Source organism: Amycolatopsis sp. NPDC052450 (assembly GCF_044547565.1).
GTDB lineage: Bacteria > Actinomycetota > Actinomycetes > Mycobacteriales > Pseudonocardiaceae > Amycolatopsis.
In genome coordinates this window covers 1-20341 of the sequence record NZ_JBIUAQ010000016.1, presented here as the reverse complement: position 1 = coordinate 20341, position 20341 = coordinate 1, and the positions used below count along the sequence as shown (strand labels likewise).

The 20341-nt window shown below is 69.8% G+C and carries 19 protein-coding genes; 13 read left to right on the top strand and 6 right to left on the bottom strand.

The features are described from left to right. The first annotated feature begins 61 nt into the window (after positions 1-61). The 3 genes from ACIHAO_RS24945 to mshC all read left to right on the top strand — a co-directional run bounded on the left by ACIHAO_RS24945 (position 62) and on the right by mshC (position 4925). Positions 62-1459, top strand: a complete 1398-nt coding sequence (locus tag ACIHAO_RS24945) for a sigma 54-interacting transcriptional regulator (RefSeq protein WP_396561605.1) — start codon at positions 62-64, stop codon at positions 1457-1459. After that, complete coding sequence (locus tag ACIHAO_RS24940; RefSeq protein ID WP_396561603.1) at positions 1456-3414, top strand: VWA domain-containing protein; 1959 nt, start codon at positions 1456-1458, stop codon at positions 3412-3414. The genes ACIHAO_RS24945 and ACIHAO_RS24940 overlap by 4 nt, the downstream gene beginning before the upstream one ends. A gap of 272 nt (positions 3415-3686) precedes the next feature. After that, positions 3687-4925 carry a cysteine--1-D-myo-inosityl 2-amino-2-deoxy-alpha-D-glucopyranoside ligase gene (mshC, locus tag ACIHAO_RS24935; protein ID WP_125794135.1) on the top strand — a complete coding sequence of 413 codons (1239 nt, stop codon included), beginning with the start codon at positions 3687-3689 and terminating at the stop codon, positions 4923-4925. A gap of 71 nt (positions 4926-4996) precedes the next feature. Here mshC and ACIHAO_RS24930 read toward each other — a convergent pair whose 3' ends face one another. After that, a complete protein-coding gene (locus ACIHAO_RS24930) occupies positions 4997-6604 on the bottom strand; it encodes an ABC-F family ATP-binding cassette domain-containing protein (RefSeq protein WP_396561601.1) in 1608 nt (535 codons plus the stop codon). A gap of 153 nt (positions 6605-6757) precedes the next feature. Then, on the bottom strand, positions 6758-7234 hold the full coding sequence (locus ACIHAO_RS24925) for a MarR family winged helix-turn-helix transcriptional regulator (RefSeq protein ID WP_396561599.1): 477 nt from the start codon (positions 7232-7234) through the stop codon (positions 6758-6760). A 154-nt stretch (positions 7235-7388) separates the two neighbouring features. On the opposite strand from ACIHAO_RS24925, the gene ACIHAO_RS24920 reads away from it, so the two are divergent. From ACIHAO_RS24920 to ACIHAO_RS24910, 3 genes are read left to right on the top strand one after another with little or no spacing between them, the layout of a single operon-like run. After that, entirely contained in the window at positions 7389-7967 is a 579-nt protein-coding gene (locus ACIHAO_RS24920; protein ID WP_396561597.1) for an ArsR/SmtB family transcription factor, read from the top strand. Continuing rightward, positions 7964-9202: an MFS transporter gene (locus tag ACIHAO_RS24915; RefSeq protein ID WP_396561595.1), complete on the top strand. Its 1239-nt coding sequence runs from the start codon at positions 7964-7966 to the stop codon at positions 9200-9202. Before ACIHAO_RS24920 ends, ACIHAO_RS24915 begins: the two co-directional genes overlap by 4 nt. 15 nt (positions 9203-9217) lie before the next feature. Next, positions 9218-10042 (top strand): metallophosphoesterase, encoded by an 825-nt coding sequence (locus tag ACIHAO_RS24910; RefSeq protein WP_125789984.1) that lies wholly within the window; start codon positions 9218-9220, stop codon positions 10040-10042. Positions 10043-10248: 206 nt separating this feature from the next. On the opposite strand, the gene ACIHAO_RS24905 is transcribed toward ACIHAO_RS24910, so the two are convergent. After that, the gene (locus tag ACIHAO_RS24905) at positions 10249-11148 is read right to left on the bottom strand and encodes a PAC2 family protein (protein WP_125789985.1); all 900 of its coding nucleotides are present in this window, start codon (positions 11146-11148) and stop codon (positions 10249-10251) included. A gap of 178 nt (positions 11149-11326) precedes the next feature. Between ACIHAO_RS24905 and ACIHAO_RS24900 the strand changes: the two genes are divergently transcribed. The 5 genes from ACIHAO_RS24900 to hisG all read left to right on the top strand — a co-directional run bounded on the left by ACIHAO_RS24900 (position 11327) and on the right by hisG (position 15248). Beyond that, complete coding sequence (locus ACIHAO_RS24900; protein WP_396561592.1) at positions 11327-12007, top strand: HAD family hydrolase; 681 nt, start codon at positions 11327-11329, stop codon at positions 12005-12007. A gap of 56 nt (positions 12008-12063) precedes the next feature. After that, positions 12064-13527 carry a DNA-3-methyladenine glycosylase 2 family protein gene (locus ACIHAO_RS24895; protein WP_396561590.1) on the top strand — a complete coding sequence of 488 codons (1464 nt, stop codon included), beginning with the start codon at positions 12064-12066 and terminating at the stop codon, positions 13525-13527. Positions 13528-13542: 15 nt separating this feature from the next. Further along, a complete protein-coding gene (locus tag ACIHAO_RS24890) occupies positions 13543-14034 on the top strand; it encodes a methylated-DNA--[protein]-cysteine S-methyltransferase (protein WP_396561588.1) in 492 nt (163 codons plus the stop codon). A 72-nt stretch (positions 14035-14106) separates the two neighbouring features. Beyond that, positions 14107-14370 carry a phosphoribosyl-ATP diphosphatase gene (locus ACIHAO_RS24885; RefSeq protein ID WP_007035378.1) on the top strand — a complete coding sequence of 88 codons (264 nt, stop codon included), beginning with the start codon at positions 14107-14109 and terminating at the stop codon, positions 14368-14370. Positions 14371-14402: 32 nt separating this feature from the next. After that, positions 14403-15248 carry an ATP phosphoribosyltransferase gene (gene hisG / locus ACIHAO_RS24880; protein ID WP_125794125.1) on the top strand — a complete coding sequence of 282 codons (846 nt, stop codon included), beginning with the start codon at positions 14403-14405 and terminating at the stop codon, positions 15246-15248. Between the two features lie 66 nt (positions 15249-15314). Here the strand turns inward: hisG and ACIHAO_RS24875 are convergent, their stop codons facing one another. The 3 genes from ACIHAO_RS24875 to ACIHAO_RS24865 all read right to left on the bottom strand — a co-directional run bounded on the left by ACIHAO_RS24875 (position 15315) and on the right by ACIHAO_RS24865 (position 18018). After that, on the bottom strand, positions 15315-16250 hold the full coding sequence (locus ACIHAO_RS24875) for a ParA family protein (protein ID WP_396561585.1): 936 nt from the start codon (positions 16248-16250) through the stop codon (positions 15315-15317). A gap of 67 nt (positions 16251-16317) precedes the next feature. After that, a complete protein-coding gene (locus ACIHAO_RS24870; RefSeq protein WP_396561583.1) occupies positions 16318-17103 on the bottom strand; it encodes a thioesterase family protein in 786 nt (261 codons plus the stop codon). Between the two features lie 21 nt (positions 17104-17124). Further along, positions 17125-18018 (bottom strand): RecB family exonuclease, encoded by an 894-nt coding sequence (locus ACIHAO_RS24865; protein WP_396561582.1) that lies wholly within the window; start codon positions 18016-18018, stop codon positions 17125-17127. 128 nt (positions 18019-18146) lie between these two features. Between ACIHAO_RS24865 and ACIHAO_RS24860 the strand changes: the two genes are divergently transcribed. After that, a complete protein-coding gene (locus ACIHAO_RS24860; RefSeq protein WP_396561580.1) occupies positions 18147-19298 on the top strand; it encodes a M50 family metallopeptidase in 1152 nt (383 codons plus the stop codon). Between the two features lie 102 nt (positions 19299-19400). Next, positions 19401-20225: a tRNA (adenine-N1)-methyltransferase gene (locus tag ACIHAO_RS24855; RefSeq protein WP_396561578.1), complete on the top strand. Its 825-nt coding sequence runs from the start codon at positions 19401-19403 to the stop codon at positions 20223-20225. Positions 20226-20341 lie beyond the last annotated feature (116 nt).

Sequence of the window (20341 nt, the reverse complement as noted above, 5' to 3'; positions counted from 1 at the left end):
TACCGGAGCTGGAGTTGCTTCACGTCGACAGAGGCCACGGTCGCGACGTAGCGTCGAACGGGTGAACGATGTTCCCGCAAACCTGCCCCGGACCGCCGGGGACCTCCGCGCGGCGGGTCACCTGCCGCGGTCGGTCAAACAAGAACTGCACGACAACCTGCTCGCCAAGCTCCGCGCCGGGGAAGACGCCTGGCCCGGGATCGTCGGGTTCTCGCGCACCGTGCTGCCGCAGCTGGAACGCGCGCTGCTGGCCGGGCACGACGTCGTCCTGCTCGGCGAACGCGGCCAAGGCAAGACCCGGCTGCTGCGCACCCTCGCGGGACTTCTCGACGAATGGACTCCCGTCATCGACGGGGCCGAGCTGGCCGAGCATCCGCTCGACCCGATCACCCCGGAATCACGCCGTCGCGCCGCCGAACTCGGCGACGCCCTGCCGGTGACCTGGCGCCACCGCGACGAGCGGTACACGGAGAAACTGGCCACACCGGACACTTCGGTCGGTGACCTGATCGGCGACGTCGACCCGGTGAAGGTCGCCGAAGGCCGCAGCCTCGGCGATCCCGAGACCATCCACTTCGGACTCGTCCCGCGTGCCCACCGCGGCATCGTGGCGATCAACGAGCTGCCGGACCTCGCCGAGCGCATCCAGGTCGCCTTGCTGAACGTGATGGAGGAGCGCGACATCCAGGTGCGCGGCTACACCCTGCGCCTGCCGCTGGACGTGCTGCTGGTGTCGACGGCCAACCCGGAGGACTACACCAACCGCGGCCGCATCATCACCCCGCTCAAGGACCGGTTCGGCGCCGAGATCCGGACGCACTACCCGCTCGACGTCGAGTCGGAGATCGCCGTCGTCCGGCAGGAGGCGCATCTGGTCGCCGAGGTCGGCGAGCCGCTCCTGGAGGTGCTGGCCCGGTTCGTGCGGAACCTGCGCGAGTCGCCGGTGATCGACCAGCGGTCGGGCGTCTCGGCCCGGTTCGCCGTCGCGGCGGCGGAAACGGTCGGCGCGGCGGCGCTGCGCCGGTCCGCGCTGACCGGCGAGGAACCCGCCGTGGCGCGTCCGGTCGACCTCGACGCGGTGCCCGCCGTCCTGCGCGGCAAGCTCGAATTCGAGCCGGGCGAGGAGGGCCGCGAGACCGAGCACCTCGTGCACCTGCTGCGCCGGGCGGTCGCGGAGACGGCCCGTTCGCGGTTCGCCGGCCTGGATCTGCTGCCGCTGGCCGATGCCGTCGAGTCCGGGCATCTGGTCTCCACCGGGGAACGCGTGCCCGGCAAGGACGTCCTCGCCGCGCTGCCGGAACTGCCCGTGCTCCACGACGTCGCCGCGCGCGCCGGTGTCGGCCCGGACGAACCGGCGGGCCGGATCGCGGCCGCGGTCGAACTGGCGCTGGAATCCCTGTTCCTGTCGAGGAAACTCGCCAAGGACTCCGACGACGGCACGACCGTCTACGGCCGATGAGCGCCGCCCCGGAGGGCTACTCGTACGGGCCGTGGCACGACGGTCCGGATCCGCTGGCGCCGCCGGCGGATCTGCGGGACGCGCTCGACGAGATCGGCCGCGACGTCATGGCGGGCGCCTCGCCCCGGTCCGCGCTGGAAGAGCTGCTGCGGCGCGGCACCCCGCGCACTGCCGGGCTCGACGAACTGACCAGGCGGCTCTGGCAGCGCCGGTCGGAGATCCAGCGGCGGCACCGGCTGGACGGCACGCTCCAGGAGGTCCAGCGGCTGCTCGACCAGGCACTGGAGGCCGAGCGGCGCGAGCTGTTCCCCGATCCGGACGACGACGCCCGTTTCCGTGAGGCTCAGCTGGACGCGTTGCCGCCGGGGACGGCGGCGGCCGTACGCGAACTCGCCGAGTACGACTGGCGTTCGCGGGAGGGCAGGGAGAACTACGAGAAGATCCGTGACCTGCTCGGCCGTGAGCTGCTGGATTCCCGCTTCGAGGGGATGAAGGAGGCGCTGCGGAACGCCGGGCCGGAAGAGGCCGAGCGGGTGAATCGGATGCTCGCCGATCTGAACGACTTGCTGGCCGCGCACGCGCAGGGCCGTGAGGACGTCCCGGAGCGGTTCGGGGAGTTCATGCGCGAGCACGGCGAATTCTTCCCGGAGAACCCGAAGGACGTCGAGGAGCTGATCGACGTCCTCGCCGCTCGTGCCGCGGCCGCGCAGCGGATGCTCAACTCGATGACACCGGAGCAACGAGCCGAACTGGCCGAACTGTCGCAGCAGGCGTTCGGCGATCCCCGGCTCGCGCAGCAGCTGTCCACTTTGGACGCCCAGCTGCGCGCGCTGCGGCCCGGCGAGGACTGGACGTCTTCGGAACGGTTCCGGGGCGACGATCCCTTGGGTCTCGGTGAGGGTGCCCGCGCGATGTCCGATCTCGCCGAACTGGACGCGCTGGCCGAACAGCTCGGCCAGTCCTATCCCGGCGCGCGGCTGGAGGACATCGACGTCGACGCGCTCGAACGCCAGCTCGGACCGGACGCGGGCGTGGACGCTCGGCGGCTATCCGAGCTGGAACGCGAGCTCCGGCGGCAAGGTCTCTTCGAACGTGCCCCCGATGGCACGCTTCGCCTGTCTCCCAAAGCTTTGCGTCGACTCGGAGAGACAGCGCTCGCCGATGTCGTGAACGCGCTGCGCGGCAAGACGGGGCAGCGGGAGACCGAGTCCGCCGGCGCCGCGGGCGAGCCGACCGGTGCGACCAGACCGTGGCGGTTCGGGGACATGCAGCCGTGGGACGTCTCCAGGACGGTCCGCAACTCCGTCCTGCGCTCGGTTTCGGTGGGGGAGCGGCTGGTCCGGATGGACGTCTCCGACGTCGAGGTGATCGAGACCGAGCACCGGTCGCGGGCGGCGGTGGCGTTGCTCGTGGACACCTCGTGGTCGATGGTGCAGGAGGGCCGCTGGCTGCCGATGAAGCGGACGGCGCTCGCGCTGCACCAGCTGATCAGCACCCGGTTCCGCAACGACGCCCTCCAGTTGATCACCTTCGGCCGCTACGCGACATCGGTCGAACTGGCTGAACTCGTCGGGCTGGAGGGCGCTTGGGAGCAGGGAACCAACGCCCACCACGCCCTGCTGCTGGCCGGACGGCATCTGCGGCGGCATCCCGACGCGCAGCCGGTGGTCCTGATGGTCACCGACGGTGAGCCGACGGCGCATCTGGAACCCGACGGTTCGGCGGAGTTCGACTATCCGCCCCAGCCAAGGACGCTGCTCAAGACGCTGTCCGAAGTGGACCGGATGGCGAAGCTGGGCGCGTCGGTGACGGTGTTCAGGCTCGGGGACGACCCGCGCCTGACGGAGTTCGTCGACCTCATCGCCCGCCGCTCGGGCGGCCGCGTCGTCGCTCCGGATCTGGACGGGCTCGGTGCCGCCGTGGTCGGTGACTACCTGCGGGTCAGGAAGCGGTAGTGAGGGGTGGGCCACGGCGGCTCCGGCTTCGGCTGATCGCGGGACCGCAGGTCCGTGAAGGCCTCCTTGAGGGACTCTGGGTCCCTCAAGGAGGCCTTCACGGACTCGAAACATGCGCCTCCAGCCCCAGTAGCCCCACCAGGCACAACGATGGCGCGCGAAGTCGTTCCCCAAGTACGGCCAGGGTGCCGGAAAAGCGTCTTCGGTTACTCCGGCCGTGTCCGGCTCCCACCGGACGGGAACGGCGTGGCGGCTCCGCTTACAGTCGGGGTATGCAGACTTGGTCATCGGTCGACGTGCCCCGTATCCCCGGCACCCCCCGTCCGCTGCGGCTCCACGACACGGCGACGGGGCAGATCCGCCCCACGGCGCCCGGGTCGACCGCCCGGATGTACGTCTGCGGCATCACGCCGTACGACGCCACCCATCTGGGGCACGCCGCCACGTATCTGACATTCGACCTGGTGAACCGCCTGTGGCGGGACGCCGGGCACGACGTCCACTACGTGCAGAACGTGACGGACATCGACGAACCCCTGTTGGAGCGAGCGGAGCGGGACAAGGACGACTGGGTCGTCCTCGGCATGCGCGAGACGGCGCTGTTCCGTGAGGACATGACCGCGTTGCGGGTGCTGCCGCCGCGGCAGTTCGTCGGCGCCGTCGAGAGCATCCCGGAGATCGTCGAGGTCATCGCCAAGCTGCTGTCGAACGGCAGCGCGTACCGCGCCGACGACGCGGAGTACCCGGACATCTACTTCGCCCACAACGCGACCGGGCACTTCGGGTCCGAGTCGAACTACGACGCCGAGACCATGGCCAAGTTCTTCGCCGAACGCGGCGGCGACCCGGATCGCCCCGGCAAGCAGCATCCGCTCGACGCGTTGCTGTGGCGGATGGCGCGGCCGGGCGAGCCGTCGTGGGAGTCCGAACTGGGCGCGGGGCGGCCCGGCTGGCACATCGAGTGCAGCGCGATCGCGGTCAACCGGCTCGGCCTCGGCTTCGACGTCCAGGGCGGCGGCTCGGACCTGATCTTCCCTCACCACGAGTACAGCGCCGCGCACGCGGAGGCCGTCGCGGGGGACCGGCCGTTCGCGCGGCATTACGTGCACGCCGGGATGATCGGCCTCGACGGCGAGAAGATGTCGAAGTCGCGCGGGAACCTCGTGTTCGTCTCGCGGCTGCGTGCCGACAAGGTCGACCCCGGCGTGATCCGGCTCGCGCTGTTCGCCGGTCACTACCGCGAGGACCGGCCGTGGACGGAGCAGTTGCGCACGGACGCCGAAGCGCGCCTCGCCCGCTGGCGCGAAGCCGTCTCCATCGGCACGGGTCCGTCGGCGGAGGACACCGTCGCGCGACTGCGTGACCACCTCACCGACGACCTCGACACGCCCAAGGCGCTCGCGGCCGTCGACGCCTGGGCGGAGCAGGCGCTGAACCGCTCCGGCACCGACCCGGCGGCCCCCGGCCTGATCCGGAACGCCGTCGACGCGCTGCTCGGCATCGAGCTCTGAAAACGTCATGAAAGGGTCGTTCAGGACATCTTTTGTCCTGAACGACCCTTTCATGACCTCCGTATAACGCCCTACACGGCGACGCGGCCGGCCTCCAGCCGGAGGTGGTCACCGGCCCAATCCCGCCGCAGCCACCGATCATGCGACGCGATGACGACGGCACCCGGCGCGGAATCGAGTGCGGCGAACAGCTCCTCGGCCAACGTGAGCGAGATGTGGTTCGTCGGCTCGTCCAGCAGGAGTACCTCCGGCGGATCGGCGATCAGCAGCGCCAGCGCGAGCCGCCGCCGCTGCCCGACCGACAGCGCGCCCACCCGGGTCCCGAGATCGCGCGGAGCCAGCAGGCCAAGGCCGCGCAACGGGGGAGCGTCCTCGCCGAGGGCTTCGGCGTAGGTCCGCTGCGCGCTCTTCTCCGGCTCGGCGAACGAGACAGCCTGCGCCAGCAGACCGATCCGCACCCCGCGTCCGGAAAGGACGGTCCCGGAGTCCGGCGTCAGCGAGCCGGCGAGCACGGACAGCAGCGTCGACTTCCCGGCGCCGTTCCCGCCGGTGATCAGCAACCTCGACGTCGTCGTGACGTCCAGGGTCTCCAGCCGCAGCCGTCCGGCGATCTCGATGTCCCGCACCGAGATGGCCGTCTTGTCCTCCCCGGGTTCGCCGGTCAGGCCGCCCTGGAACCGCAGCGGCGCGGGCGGCTTCCGCACCTGGTCACGCTCCAGTTCGTCCAGCCGCAACTGGGCGTTGCGGACCCGGCGTGAGATCTGCTTCTGCACCCTCCCGGTCTTGAAGTCGTAGAGCATCTTGGCGTTGTCGCGTTGCGGCCGGTTGTGCGCGACGGCGCGCGCGGTGACGGCCACCGATTCGCGCAGTTCCTTGAGCTCGTCCTGCTCCTCGGCATAGCGCTGTTCCCAGCGCGCCCGCTCGGCCCGCTTCTGGTCCAGATAGTCGGAATAGGTGCCGCCGTACCGGGTCGGGCCGCCCAGCGCCGGGTCGAGGTCGACGATGTCGGTGCACACCGCGTCGAGGAACACGCGATCGTGCGACGACAGCACGAGGACACCGGTCAGCGACGCGAGATGCTGTTCCAGGAACTCCATCGCGGCGTCGTCGAGGTGGTTCGTCGGCTCGTCCAGGATGAGCGTGCCCGGCCGCCGGATCAGCAACGCCGCGAGGCCGAGCCTCGACCGTTGCCCGCCCGACAGCGTGCCCAGTTCGCGCGCCGGGTCGATCCCGGCGAGCCCCAGACCCGCGCAGACGATCTCAGCTCGCCGGTCGGCGTCCCAGAGATCGTGCGCCTGGGCCCATTCCAGGACGGTCCCGTACTCGTCGAGCACGGCGGCGTCGTCCGGATGCCGAGCGAGCGCTTCGGTCAGTTCGTCGAGTCTCGCCGACGCTTGCCGGATTTCGGCGAGTGCGTCGTCGATGACGTCGGAGAACCGCGCGGTCAACGCGAAAGGCAGTTCCTGCAAGAGGAATCCGAGGTCGTCGCCTCGCAGCACCTCGCCGGCGTCGGGCTCTTCGACCCCGGCCAGCAAGCGCAGGAGCGTGGACTTGCCGACGCCGTTCTCGCCGACCAGTCCGAGCCGCTGCCCGGCCGAAGCCGTCAGGTTCACGCCGTCGAGCACGACGCGGGCACCGTAGGAGTGGACGAGGTCCTTGGCGATCAGGGAAAGAGACATACGACATCACCGTGCTTCTTCGGACATGAGGGATCCCTGCCGGGCGTCGTGGCTTACGGGAGCAGCGCTCGACCGAAGCCGCCTCGGAGCGGGGAAGGTGCGATGTCAGTTGTCCATGATGCGAGCAGTCTAACGCAACCTATGTAGCGTTAGTCAACCCCTCTTTTCAGCGGAATCGGATCGCAGTCGCGCGGCCTCTTGTTCGGCGAACGCGCGCCCGTCGGTCATGACGCCGAGAAGCGCGGCGAGCTGACGCCGGTCGAGCCTGCCGAGGCGGTCGCCGAAGAACCTGGCCATGGGGGAGTAGAGGCCGGCGACGTCGTCGAGCCGGTCGGGCAGCGGACGGATCGCGATCCGGCGGCGGTCCGCGGGATCGGGGACGCGCTCGACCAGTCGCTGTGTCTCCATCCGATCGAGCATCCGGGTCACCGCGCCGGTGGTCATGCCGAGCGCTCGCGCGAGCCCGGTCGGCGAGGTCGCGGCGCCGCTGATGACCAGCTGGAGCCCGTGCAGTTCGGTGGCGCTGATCCCGAGTCGCTCCGCCATGGCCGTCTGGAACAGGACGGTCGCGCTGACGAACCGGGGGATCTCCAAAGCCGCCGCGGTGGCGAGTTCTCGCTGGTCGGGCATGCGCTTCCCTGAGTCAGTAGTTGATTGGCGCAGTTACTGTTACGTGCAGCAACTGTCCAGGCAAGGATACCCGGCGACTCGCTTGACATCCCGTCGGCCACCTGTGAATCTGAAAGATAACTTTCGAAAGAAGTCTTTCAGATTGGATCTGGCGATGACCGGGTTGCCGCCGCGCAAGCGGATCGAAGACGTCGAGCTGATGCGGGCGCTGGCGCATCCGCTGCGCTCGGCGCTGGTGGACCACCTCATGGCGGTCGGTCCACGGACCGCGAGCGAATGCGCGGCGGCCGTCGGGTCGACCGCTTCCAACTGCAGCTGGCATCTCCGGCAGCTGGCGCAGCACGGCCTCGTGGAACGGGTCGAGGGGGAGGACGCACGCGAGCGGCCCTGGCGGGCGTGTCAGGTCGGCATCGAGTTCGGCGACGACCCGGAGCTGCACGGCGCGCAACTGGCGGTCGTGGGCACCACCCTCGCGCGGGAGAAGGAGCTGACCGAGCGCTATCTCGACGCCGCCGACCGGCTCGACAAGGACTGGCGGGACGCGTCGGGGATCAACAACTACTCGCTGCGGGTGACCGCGGCGGAGCTGGACGAGCTGGTGCAGGGGATCGACGCGCTCGTGCGGCCCTACGTCAGCGCGATCCGTGAAGACGCTCCTACGGGGGCCCTGCCGGTCCACTTGGGACTGCGGGCGTTCCTCCGCATCGACGCCGAGGGGAAGCCGAGCAGATGAAACCGTTGAGGGAACCCGCCTTCGCGCGGTTGTGGATCGCCGCCTTCTTCTCCGAGACCGCCGAGTGGATGCTGCAGATCGCGTTGCCCGTGTTCGTCTTCCAGGCGACGGGTTCGGCGGCCACCACGGCGTTGAGCATCGTCCTCGGCCTGGTGCCCGCGGTGCTGCTCAGCCCGGTCGCCGGTGTGATCGCGGACCGCTGGAACCGGCGGCTGGTGCTGTGCGTGGTGTGCGCGGGCCAGGCGTTCGTGGCGCTGCCGCTGCTCTTCGTCGCGTCCGGCGGCCCGGTGTACGTGATCTACGCGGTCATGGCCGCGCAAGCGGGGCTGGCTTCGCTGTTCGAGCCCGCCCGCAACGCGCTCGTGCCCGAACTGGTCGCCCCCGGGGAACTGATCGGCGCCAACGGCCTCATGAGCATCAACGGGAGCGTCGCGCGGCTCGCCGGCGGCTGGGCGGGCGGTCTTCTGCTCGGCTTCGGCGGTCTGGGCTGGGTCGTGGTGGCTTATCTCGGCGTGCTGGTGATCGGTTCGGCCCTGCTGGCGCGCCCGTTTCCGCGCGTCGCCGCGCCGAAAGCGGCAGGACCGCACGAGCCGGTGTTGCGAGCGTGGATCGACGGGCTTCGCGAGATCGGCCGCGAAGGACGCCTTCGCCTCGCCGGGGTGGTCGTGGTGCTGACGTCACTGGCGCAAGGGATGTTCCTGGTCCTGTTCGTGGTCTTCGTGCTCGACATCCTCGACGGCACCGAAGGCGACGTCGGCCTGCTTCGCGGTGTGCAGGCGCTTGGTGGGCTGGCCGCGGGATTCGCCGTCGCCACCGTCGCCCGCAAGGTCGCACCCGCCGCCTTGCTCGGCTGGGGCGGACTGGCACTCGGTCTGCTGTCGGCGGTGATCTGGAACCTGCCGGCACTGACCACGTCGCTGGGTGTCTTCATCGGGCTCTTCGGCCTGGTCGGCGCCCCTGGCGTGCTCGCCGGCTCCGGGCTGCTCTCACTGGTCCAGACGACCGCGTCCCCCGAACGGTCCGGCCGCGTCCTGAGCACCGTTTTCGCCGGCACGGCGGGGTTCACCGCGCTGGGGGCGTTGTTGACGGGCGCGCTGGTGAACGTGCTGGGTACCGGAGTGCTGCTGAACGTCCAGGCGGGTCTGCACACCGTCTCGGCGTTGGTGGTGCTCGGCGTGTCGGCGTCGGGCCGGCCGCGTCGTGACGCGGTTTCGGTGATTCCCCGGTCCGGGTGAAGCTACGGTGGTGGAGTGCCGCATCTCTTCGCCACCAGCGACCTCCACGTCACCCATGAGGGCAATGCCCCGCTCGTCGACGAGGTCGTCCCCCGGACCCCGGACGATTGGCTGCTCGTGGTCGGTGACGTCGCCGAACGCGTCGAATCGGTGATCGGGGTGCTCAAGACCCTGCGTGAACGTTTCGCGAAGGTCGTCTGGGTCCCCGGCAACCACGAGCTGTGGACCACCCAGAAGGATGAATGTCAGCTGCGGGGCCAGGCGCGCTACGAGCATCTGGTCGAGCGCTGCCGCGAGATCGACGTCCTCACCCCGGAGGACCCGTACCCGGTGTGGGAGCACCAGGACAAGCCGTTGACGATCGCGCCGCTGTTCGTGCTGTACGACTACAGCTGGCGGACCCCCGCGGCCGACGGGCTGCCGATGCTGGCCGCCATCGAGCAGGCGCGCGAGGCCGGCGTGCTCTGCACGGACGAGTTCTTCCTGCACCCCGACCCGTACCCCAGCAGGCAGGCATGGTGCGCCGACCGGGTGAAGATCAGCACGGAACGGCTGGAGGCGATCCCCGAGGACCACGGGACGATTCTCATGTCGCACTGGCCGCTGCACCGCCACCCGACCGAGCCGCTGTACTTCCCGGAGTTCGCGCTGTGGTGCGGGACGACCGAGACCGAGGACTGGCACCTGCGCTTCCGGGCGGAGGTCGCCGTCTACGGGCACCTGCACATCCCGCGCTCCACCGAGGCGGACGGCGTGCGGTTCGAAGAGGTCTCGCTCGGCTATCCGCGGGAATGGCGGAAGCGGTCGCGGGGGCCGATCCCGCTGCGGCGAATCTTCTGAGCGGTCACCCGGATGCTATGAAAGGCCCCTTCATTGCAAATTTTGCAATGAAGGGGCCTTTCATAGCGCTTGAGAGGGCTGGCAGCCTGCGCCCGGGCCGGGGTGAGTCCCGGATGTCAGGAAAGGGTCGTTCAGGACGAAAAACGTCAGGAACGACCCTTTCATGACACTTGCGGCAGGGCGGTGCCGCTCACGAGACGGGGAACTCAGCCTCGTCCGGGACCGTCCTGACCCGGGCGCCGCCGCCGCAGGTACCGCTCGAACTCGGCCGCGATCTTGTCCCCGCTCACGTCGTCCAGCGTGAACTCGGTCTCCGCGTCACCGCGCTCCTCGAGTCCCCGGACGTACTCGCTGATCTCTTCGTCCTCCTCGGCCATCTCGGTGACCGTCCGCTGCCACTCCTCGGCCTGCTCGGGAAGCGCGCCGAGCGGGATCTCGACGTCGAGGACGTCCTCGAGTTTGTGCAGCAGCGCGAGGGTGGCCTTGGGCGAGGGCGGGTGCGAGACGTAGTGCGGCACGGCCGCCCAGATCGACACCGCCGGGACGCCCGCCTGCACGCAGTAGTCCTGCAGGACGCCGACGATGCCGGTCGGCCCCTGGTAGTTGTTCAGCTCCAGGCCGAACTGCGAAGCGGTGTCCTTGTCGTACGCCGTCCCGGTGACCGGGACGGGCCGGGTGTGCGCGGTGTCGGCCAGCAGCGCGCCGAGGGTGACGACGGTGGCGACGTCCAGTTGCTGGATGTACTCCAGTAGTTCGGCGCAGAAGGCGCGCCAGCGCATATTCGGTTCGGGCCCCTGGACCAGCACGATGTCCCTGCTGATGCCCTCCGGGCGGCACACCGAGAGCCGCGTGGTCGGCCAGTCGACCCTCCGGGTGACGCCGTCCACCATGCGTACGGTCGGTCTGCTGACCTGGAAGTCGTAGTACTCGTCAGGACTCAGCTCGCTCAGCGGGGTCGCATCCCAGTTGAGCTGGAGATGCTCGACCGCCCGGCTGGCCGCGTCACCTGCGTCGTTCCATCCTTCGAAGGCGACGATCATGATCGGCTTTGTGTCATCCGGTTGGTCGCGGCCGGGCCGCTGGGTCTCGTCGACGGGCTCACTCACCGGACCAGCCTACGACCAGGCGGCCGTGCGCCGTTGGGCATGTCCGATGGCGTTTCGCCGCGACGAAACGCGCGGAGCCGACGCAATGCGACATTTCGGGCAACGACCGCGGCGCCGACGTGAATCCGTCTCGGCTACCGTGGGCCCCGGAAGGTTTATCCGATCGTGAGGGGGAGCCGTGACCGAACCGTCCACACCGGACGGACTCGCCGCCGTGCTGTGGGATATGGACGGCACGCTGGTCGACTCGGAGAAGCTGTGGGACGTCGCGCTCTACGAAGCCGTCGAAACCCTCGGCGGCACACTGACCGAGGAACAGCGCCTGAGTCTCGTCGGGTCCAATATGGACGACACGGCCGCGTTCCTGCTCGAAGTGTGCGCCAGGCCCGTCACCCCGGAGTCGATCGCGGAGATGGGGGAGTGGATCCGCGCCCGCACGGCCAATCTCTTCGACGGCCCGCTTCCGTGGCGTCCCGGCGCGCAGGAGCTGCTCGAACTGTTGCGGGCCAACGGCGTTCCGATGGCCCTGGTCACCTCCACCGAACGGTCGCTGACCGAACTCGCCCTCAACACCATCGGCCGTGAGCACTTCGCCGCCACCGTCTGCGGTGACGAGGTCGATGGTCTGAACAAGCCGGACGCCAGGCCGTATCAGCTGGCCACGGAGTTGCTGGGAGTACCGGCTTCCCGGTGCGTCGCGATCGAGGATTCCCCGCCGGGCGCGGCTTCCGCGGCCGCGGCGGGCTGCACGGTGGTGGTGATCCCGAACGACGTCGACGTCGAACCGGGAGAGCGGCGCGTGTTCCGTTCCTCGCTGGTCGGTCTCGACGTGCCCGCGCTGACCGCGCTCCTGCCCTGACCGCCATGTCGCATTTCCGCTAGACCGCGGCCCGTGCGGTCGGTGATGCTGATCGGGTGCATGAGGATTTCGAGCGCTGTGTCCGCGCGGTCCAGGCGAAGGACGCCCGGTTCGACGGCTGGTTCTTCACCGCTGTCCTGACGACGCGGATCTACTGCCGGGCGAGCTGCCCGGTCGTCCCGCCCAAACCGGAGAACATGACCTTCTATCCGAGCGCGGCCGCCGCGCAGGAGGCCGGATTCCGCGCCTGCAAACGGTGCCGTCCGGACGCCAGCCCCGGTTCACCGCGGTGGAACGAGCGCGCGGACCTGGTGGCCAGGGCGATGCGGCTGATCGCCGACGGCGTCGTCGACACCGATGGGGTGAGCGGCTTGGCCGCCCGGCTCGGCTACAGCGTCCGGCAGGTGGAGCGGCATGTGCGTGCCGAACTGGGCGCGGGCCCGCTCAGCCTCGCCCGTGCGCAACGGGCGCAGACGGCGCGGCTGCTGATCGAGACGACCGGCCTGTCGATGATCGACGTCGCCCTCGCGGCGGGATTCGGCAGCGTTCGGACGTTCAACGACACCGTCCGCGAGGTCTTCGCGCTGTCTCCGACCGAACTGCGGGCCCGGGGCCGCACCGAGCCGTCGACCGCGCCCGGGACGCTGAACTTGCGCCTGCCGTATCGGAAGCCGCTGTTCCCGGACAACCTGTTCGGCCATCTGGTCGCGACCGGTGTCCCCGGCGTCGAGGAATGGCGCGACGGCGCGTATCGCCGGACGCTGCGGCTCCCGCACGGCCCCGCCGTCGTCGCCCTCAAACCGGAAGACGGCTATATCGGCTGCCGTCTCACGCTGTCGGACCTGCGTGATCTCTCGACCGCGATCAGCCGTTGCCGTCGCCTGCTCGATCTCGACGCCGACCCGGTCGCGGTCGACGAAGCGCTGGCCGCGGACCGGCTGCTCGGGCCGCTTGTGGCCGCGGCACCCGGCAGGCGGGTGCCGCGGACGGTCGACGGCGACGAGTTCGCCGTCCGGGCCGTGCTGGGTCAGCAGGTGTCCACCGCCGCCGCCCGCACCCACGCCGCCCGGCTGGTGCTCGCGCACGGCGAACCCGTCGACGATCCGGACGGCGGCCTCACCCACGTGTTCCCGGACGCCGCCGCGCTCGCGGAGATCGATCCCGAAAGCCTCGCGATGCCGCAGAGCCGCAAGCGGACCCTGCTCGGCCTCATCGCCGAACTGAACGACGGCGGACTCGACCTCGGCGCGGGAAGTGACTGGCAGCAGGCCCGGGAGAGGCTGCACGCGCTGCCCGGCTTCGGCCCGTGGACCGTCGAGAGCATCGCGATGCGTTCACTCGGCGACCCGGACGCCTTCCTCCCGACCGACCTCGGCGTCAAGATCGCCGCGAAAGGGCTCGGGCTCGGCCCGGCCGCGTTCGCCGCGCACGCCGAACACTGGCGCCCGTGGCGCGCCTACGCCGTTCAGCACCTCTGGGCGACCGGAGATCACCCGATCAACCGGCTGCCCGCCGCCTGAGTTCCGAGGAGCGCCATGCGCACGCACACCGTCATCGACAGCCCGTACGACAAGCTGACCCTGGTCGCGGACGGCGAAAGCCTCTGCGGCGTCTACATGGTCCAGCAGCGGCACCGTCCGGCCGAGGAGAGCTTCGGCCATCCGGATCCGGGCTCTCCGGTCTTCGTCGACACCGAGAAACAACTGAAGGAGTACTTCGCCGGCCAGCGGATGGACTTCGATCTCCCGCTGAGCTTCGGCGGCACCGCGTTCCAGCGGATGGTCTGGGAAGGGCTGCTGGGGATCCCGTATGGCGAGACGGTCTCCTACGGTCAGCTCGCCGACCGGCTCGGCAGGCCGACCGCGTCGCGCGCGGTCGGGCTCGCGAACGGGAAGAACCCGATCAGCATCATCGTGCCGTGCCATCGCGTGATCGGCTCCAACGGCGATCTCACCGGTTACGGCGGCGGTGTCGAACGGAAGCGGCACCTGCTCGACTTCGAACGTGGCGGCCCGGTGCTGTTCTGAAGTGTGACGCGACCGGCACCACACCGGCCCGGGGCAGCGCGACGCGGGCGCGGATGGAAGGATCTCCAGACTGTGAAGACCTTCGATGAGCTGTTCGCCGAGCTTGCCGAGCGCGCCCGTACGCGCCCCGACGGTTCCGGCACCGTCGCCGCGCTGGACGCGGGAGTGCACGCCCAGGGCAAGAAGGTGCTCGAAGAGGCGGGCGAAGTGTGGATCGCCGCCGAGCACGAATCCGACGACAGGCTCGCGGAGGAGATTTCACAGCTGCTGTACCGCGTACAGGTGCTCATGCTCGGCCGAGGACTGTCGACAGAGGACGTGTACCGGTACCTGTGACGCGTTCGCGTCCGGAGAACCAAGGAGAGACAATGCTGCGTGTCGCCGTGCCGAACAAGGGAGCCCTCGCCGCCGCCGCGTCGGAGATGCTCGGAGAGGCCGGCTACCGCAAGCGACATGAGGCCCGCGATCTGACCGTGCTGGACACGGTCAACGAGGTCGAGTTCTTCTTCTTGCGCCCCAAGGACATCGCGATCTACGTCGGATCCGGCGAGCTGGACCTCGGCATCACCGGCCGCGACCTCGCGCTCGACTCCGGTGCCCCGGTCGAGGAGATCCTCGGCCTCGGCTTCGGCGGTTCCACCTTCCGGTACGCCGCACCCGCGGGCCGGGACTGGAAGGCGCAGGACCTGCAGGGCAAGCGGCTCGCGACGTCGTACCCGCGGCTCGTCCGCGAGAACCTGAAGCAGCACGGGGTCGAGGCGGAGGTCATCCGTCTCGACGGCGCCGTCGAGATCTCGATCCAGCTCGGCGTGGCCGACGCCATCGCCGACGTCGTCGAGTCCGGACGTTCGTTGCGCCAGCACAACCTCGTGGCCTTCGGGGACCCGATCTGCGTGTCCGAGGCGGTTTTGCTGCAACGCGCGGGCACCGAACACACCCGGCCCAAGGACCAGCTGAAGGCGCGGTTGCAGGGCGTCGTCTTCGCCCAGCACTACATGATGCTGGACTACGACTGCCCGCGTCCGCTGCTCGACGCCGCCATCGCGATCACGCCGGGCCTCGAGTCGCCGACCGTCGCGCCGCTGGCGGACGAAGACTGGGTGGCCGTGCGTGCGATGGTGCCGCGCAAGGAGGTCAACCGGATCATGGACGAACTCGCCGAAACCGGCGCCAAGGCCGTGCTTGCCTCGGACATCCGGGCCTGTCGCCTCTGACCTCGGACGCCATGAAAGGTCCTTTCCTTGCGAATTTCGCAAGGAAAGGACCTTTCATGGCGTTGGTCAGCGGGGCCGGTTCGGCTTCTTGGGCATGAGGTCGTAGAGCTTCTTGCGCGTCCCGTTGTCCTTCGCGCTGCGAGTCACCGACACCTCGGTGATGAAATCCTCGAAGACGAAGTCCTCGTCCGCCGGCACGATCGCCGCGGCCGGATGGTTCCGCAGGTAGCCGTCCAGCGTCTCCGCGATCTCCCGGAACGACAGCGCCTGCAAGGTTTCCGGCGCGTACGTCGTCACGGGCACGCCGTGCGCCGCGGCCTCGTTCATCACGACGCCGAGCGGCACGTGCGACAGCATCGGGATCCCGAACGTGTACAGCTCCTGCAACGCCGCCGCCGCGTAGTGCGAGATCGGTCGGCGGTACAGGCCCGGCACGAGGCCGTAGTAGGCGATCGGCGGACGGCCGACGGTCTGTTCGACGTAACGCACCTGGTCCGAAAGCAGGCGCAGCGCGCGAATGCTCGTCCGGTCCGGCTGCACCGGTACGAGGATTCCGTGCGAAGCGGCCAGCGCGTTGTTGGTCAGCACGTCGAGCGCGGGCGGGCAGTCGATGATGACGTGGTCGTAGTTCGCGAACTGGATGACCCTGGCCAGCTGCCAGCCAGGGACGCGGAACTGGTCCAGCCGCCGGATCAGGTCGAACATGCCCGGCGACGTGGGGATGACGTCGAACGCCCCGCCCCGCCCGAGGTTGCTGCGCGGATGCCGTACGGCGAGCTCCTCGATCGGCCCTTTCCACACCTTGGTCAGGGCTTTCGCCAGGCTGGGCATGTTCGGAGCCACCTCGTCCAGCCCGAGGAGTTCGGTGGTCGCGTGGCCCTGTGGGTCGAGGTCGATCAGCAGCACCCGGCGGCCGCGTTCGGCCAGTGCGGCCGCCGCGCCCACGCTGAGTGAGGTCTTGCCGACCCCGCCTTTCTGGTTGACCACCGAGGTGATCTGCATGCCGAAGCGCTCCCTGCGTCTGTTGTTCCGGGAAGGCTATTGGAAACGGGCTCGGAAAGCGCGTCTATCAGCCCGCCTGTCGCGGCCGCACCAGCAACGCCTGCGCTCCCGAGGCGATCGGGCCCGAGGCGTCGTGCAGGGTGGTCGTCGCCGTGCCGATCCCGTTCGGGCCGACCAGCGTGGCCGCGTCGACGCCGATCCAGTCGCCCAGCGGCGGGCGGCGGAGGTGCACCGTCAGCTCCGAGTTGATGAACCACCACTCGCGCGGGTCGAGGAAGTTCGAGATCCCGTTGCCGGAGTCCGCCAGGACGAACAGCCGCTGCAGCGCGCTCGGCTTCTCCCCATCGACGAGGGCGACACGCTGGCGGCCCCAGACGGTCGCCGGCCCGGGCGTGTCCAGCGCGCCGCTGATCCGCCGCCATTCGACGGCGTCGAGGTAGCCGCCGTGCCAGCTTTCCGGCCAGCTCGACGTGGGCAGGCCGTCCGGCGACGGCAGCGGGGGACCTTCGGGAGTGGCCACCGCGGTGGTGTCCGAGGTCGCGATCCGCCACGCCGCGGCACGGGCGACGACTCGCTCGCCGTGGGAGAGCTCGGCCTCCAGCCACTCGACCGACCGGCCCGGTCGCTTCACCGAAGCTCGCACCGAAAGCTCTTTGAGCGGCGCGGGACCCAGGATCTCGACCGTCACTCGTGCCAGCTGGCTCGCGTGCGGCGCGTCGAGCTCTTCGAGCGCGCGGACCAGCAGCGCCGAGGGCGGCCCGAAGTGCTGCGCGTCCGGCGTCCACGGGCCGGCGGTGTGCGGGGTCGGGAGGAAGACGCCGTCACCTGACGGCACGTAGAAGGCTTCTGTCACAAAGGCACCCTAGGTCGTGTCCTAATCCGCACGGTCCAAAACGGACTCTTCACCGGGATCCGGCTCCGGCCAGCCGGGATACGGCGGGGGAGTGCCGCCGTACTGCGGGCACAGTGCCTGGTGATCGCACCACGCGCAGAGTTTGCTCGGATTGGGCCGGAAATCGCCGGTCTTGCCCGCTTTGAGGATCGCCTGCCAGATCGCTTCCAGCGTGCGCTCGAAGCGGATCAGCTCGCCCTCGTCGGGGGTGTAGGCCAGTGACTGCCCGTCGGTGAGATACATCAGTTTCAGCTGGCGCGGCACGACACCGCGAAGCCGCCAGAGGACCACGGCGTAGAACTTCATCTGGAACATCGCCTTGGCCTCGCCGATCTCGCGGGGCGCGGCGCCGGTCTTGTAGTCGACGACGCGGATCTCGCCGGTCGGCGCCACGTCCAGCCTGTCGACGTAGCCCCGGAGCAGCACCCCGGAGCCCAGCTCGATCTCGACGTGCAGCTCGCACGCTTCGGGCTCCAGCCGACGCGGATCCTCGAGGCCGAAGTAGGTGTCGACCAGTTGCTCCGCCGAGGAGAGCCACGAGGTGACGGCCTCGGGGTCCTCCTGGTCGAACAGCTCGATCCATTCCGGACGTTCCGCGGAAAGGTCCTCCCACGCCGGCGCGAGCAGCTCCTTGGCCTGCGGCGGCGTGCGATCGGCCTGCGGGAGCGAGAACAGCCGCTCCAGTACGGAGTGCACCAGCGTGCCGCGGAGCTGTGCCTTCGTCGGGGTCTCGGGGAGTCTGTCGACCGCGCGGAAGCGGTAGAGCAGCGGGCACTGTTTGAAGTCGCTGGCACGCGACGGGGACAGGGCCGGCCGACGGCGCGGGACTTCGGCGCCGGGCGGCGGATCGGCGGTGACCGTGTCGGTGTCGGGCATGGGGTGAGCGTATCGCCGGGCACCGACAGTTTCGGGACCGCAACGCACCGGAGCGGCATGACCGACACCACCCGGACGGGAAGGGCGGGTTACCGGCACCCCACACCTGGGCATCTACGCTCTCATCCATGGCGGTGACGGGTGAGCAGGGCCCGCCTCGACGAGGCGTGGCACCAGAGGGCGGTCTCCTGCTGTTCCGCGTCTCCGGGATCCCCGTGTTGCTGGCCCCTTCGTGGTGGATCGGCTCCCTGATCATCGTGGTGCTCTACACGCCGCTGGTCGGCAGGCTTTTGCCGGGCGCGACGACTTTGACCTCCTGGCTCCTGGCGGCCGCGTTCGCGGTCCTTCTCGGACTCTCGGTGCTCGCGCACGAACTCGGGCACTGCCTGGTCGCGCTGCGCCTCGGCATCCCGGTCCGGCGGCTGCGCCTGTTCCTGCTCGGCGGACTCTCCGAGGTCGCCAGGACACCCCGCCAGCCGCGGCAGGAAGGGCTCGTCGCCGCCGCGGGACCGGTGGTTTCGTTGCTGCTCGGCGGTTTCTGCGCGCTGCTCATGTTCGCCGTCCCACCGGAAAGCGCGGCATGGCTGCTCATCGCCGAATGCGCCGTCGCGAACTTCGCCGTCGGGATCTTCAACCTCCTCCCCGGGCTCCCGCTCGACGGCGGCAGGCTGGTCCGCGCCGGGGTCTGGGCGGCGACGGGCCACCGGGAGAAGGGCACGCGAGCGGCGGTCGTCGGTGGCGGTGTCGTCGCGGCGGGACTGGTCGTCTGGGCGCTGTGGGGGCTGGCCGCGGGCAGCGAAGACCGCTGGCTCCGGCTCGGCGTCTGCGTCGTGACGGCGTGGTTCGTGATCCTCGGCGCACGAAGCGAACTCGCCGCCGAAACACGTCGAGGCTGGCCTGAAGGCGTGCGGTTGAGCGAACTCGTCCGGCCTGTTCTCCAGCTTCCCGCGGAAAGCCCCGTCTCGGACGCGCTGGCCGCTTCGGCGGGCCGTGGGGTGGTCCTGGTCCGTGCCGACGGCGTCGCGGCGGGGCTGCTCGACGAGACGGCCGCCGCGCAACTGGCCGGGACGTCACCACACGCGCCCGCGGAGATGGCGGCGGAACCGATCCGCGCCGACACGGTGCTGCTTTCCTCGGAGTCGGGGGAGGAGATCGCCGAGCGGGTCCGGGAAACCGCCGCGTGGCAGTTCCTCGTCGTGGACGACGAAGGCAGGCCCGCCGGGGTGCTCCGGCGTGAGGACCTGCGTGCCGCGATGACCCGGAGCCGACCCCCGGCGTAGCGCGGTGCGGCCACCTGCGAGGATCGGTCGTCCCGTCCGAGGCACTCTTTCCCGCCGAGGACGCAGGGGCTCAGCAGTTGTTCGCGCGCGTGTGGAGGTTCAGTGTCGGTCCGTGGGCCGTTTCGTATTGGTGACCGGGTTCAGCTGACCGACTCCAAGGGGCGGCACTACACCATGGTCCTCGCCGAGGGGCAGCAGTATCACACCCATCGCGGCGCGCTGGCGCACGACGACGTGATCGGAGCGCAGGAAGGTTCGGTCGTCACCTCGGCGGGCGGCAGTCACTATCTGGCGCTTCGCCCGCTGCTTCCGGACTACGTGTTGTCGATGCCGCGTGGCGCGCAGGTGATCTACCCGAAGGACGCCGCGCAGATCGTGATGTGGGGCGACATCTTCCCGGGAGCGCGGGTGCTCGAGGCGGGCGCCGGCTCCGGCGCGCTGACCTGTTCGCTGCTGCGGGCGGTCGGTTCGGAAGGCACCGTGCAGTCCTACGAGATCCGGGACGACCACGCCGAACACGCCGAGCGGAACGTCGAGAAGTTCTTCGGCCACAAACCGGACAACTGGTCGCTCACGGTCGCTGACCTGTCGACGCACACCGGTGAGGTCGACCGGGTCGTCCTCGACATGCTGGCGCCATGGGACCAGCTCGAGACGGTCGCCGCGCATCTGGTGCCCGGAGGCGTGCTGACGGTTTATGTGGCGACGGTCACACAGCTTTCGCGGATCACGGAAGCCTTGCGGGACCAGCAGTGCTGGACCGAGCCGGAATCGTTCGAGACCCTCATGCGGCCCTGGCACGTCGTGAGCCTCGCGGTGCGGCCGGATCACCGGATGGTCGCGCACACCGCGTTCCTGCTGACGGCGCGCCGTCTGGCCGATGGGACCGTGTCACCGCGGGTACACCGCCGCTCCGGCAAGGGCTAGCCGCTCGGGTTGTCGCGCCGGCCGGCTGTCCGTGAAGGCCTCCTTGAGGGACCCAGAGTCCCTCAAGGAGGCCTTCACGGACCAAATCGGCGCGATGTCAGGGCACACACCATTCG

Bases quoted from the DNA above. Each gene is read 5' to 3' on its own strand.
- ACIHAO_RS24940 (WP_396561603.1), top strand. From the start codon at position 1,456: ATGAGCGCCGCCCCGGAGGGCTACTCGTACGGGCCGTGGCACGACGGT.
- mshC (WP_125794135.1), top strand. From the start codon at position 3,687: ATGCAGACTTGGTCATCGGTCGACGTGCCCCGTATCCCCGGCACCCCC.
- ACIHAO_RS24930 (WP_396561601.1), bottom strand. From the start codon at position 6,604: ATGTCTCTTTCCCTGATCGCCAAGGACCTCGTCCACTCCTACGGTGCC.
- ACIHAO_RS24925 (WP_396561599.1), bottom strand. From the start codon at position 7,234: ATGCCCGACCAGCGAGAACTCGCCACCGCGGCGGCTTTGGAGATCCCC.
- ACIHAO_RS24920 (WP_396561597.1), top strand. From the start codon at position 7,389: ATGACCGGGTTGCCGCCGCGCAAGCGGATCGAAGACGTCGAGCTGATG.
- ACIHAO_RS24915 (WP_396561595.1), top strand. From the start codon at position 7,964: ATGAAACCGTTGAGGGAACCCGCCTTCGCGCGGTTGTGGATCGCCGCC.
- ACIHAO_RS24890 (WP_396561588.1), top strand. From the start codon at position 13,543: ATGCGCACGCACACCGTCATCGACAGCCCGTACGACAAGCTGACCCTG.
- hisG (WP_125794125.1), top strand. From the start codon at position 14,403: ATGCTGCGTGTCGCCGTGCCGAACAAGGGAGCCCTCGCCGCCGCCGCG.
- ACIHAO_RS24875 (WP_396561585.1), bottom strand. From the start codon at position 16,250: ATGCAGATCACCTCGGTGGTCAACCAGAAAGGCGGGGTCGGCAAGACC.
- ACIHAO_RS24865 (WP_396561582.1), bottom strand. From the start codon at position 18,018: ATGCCCGACACCGACACGGTCACCGCCGATCCGCCGCCCGGCGCCGAA.
- ACIHAO_RS24860 (WP_396561580.1), top strand. From the start codon at position 18,147: ATGGCGGTGACGGGTGAGCAGGGCCCGCCTCGACGAGGCGTGGCACCA.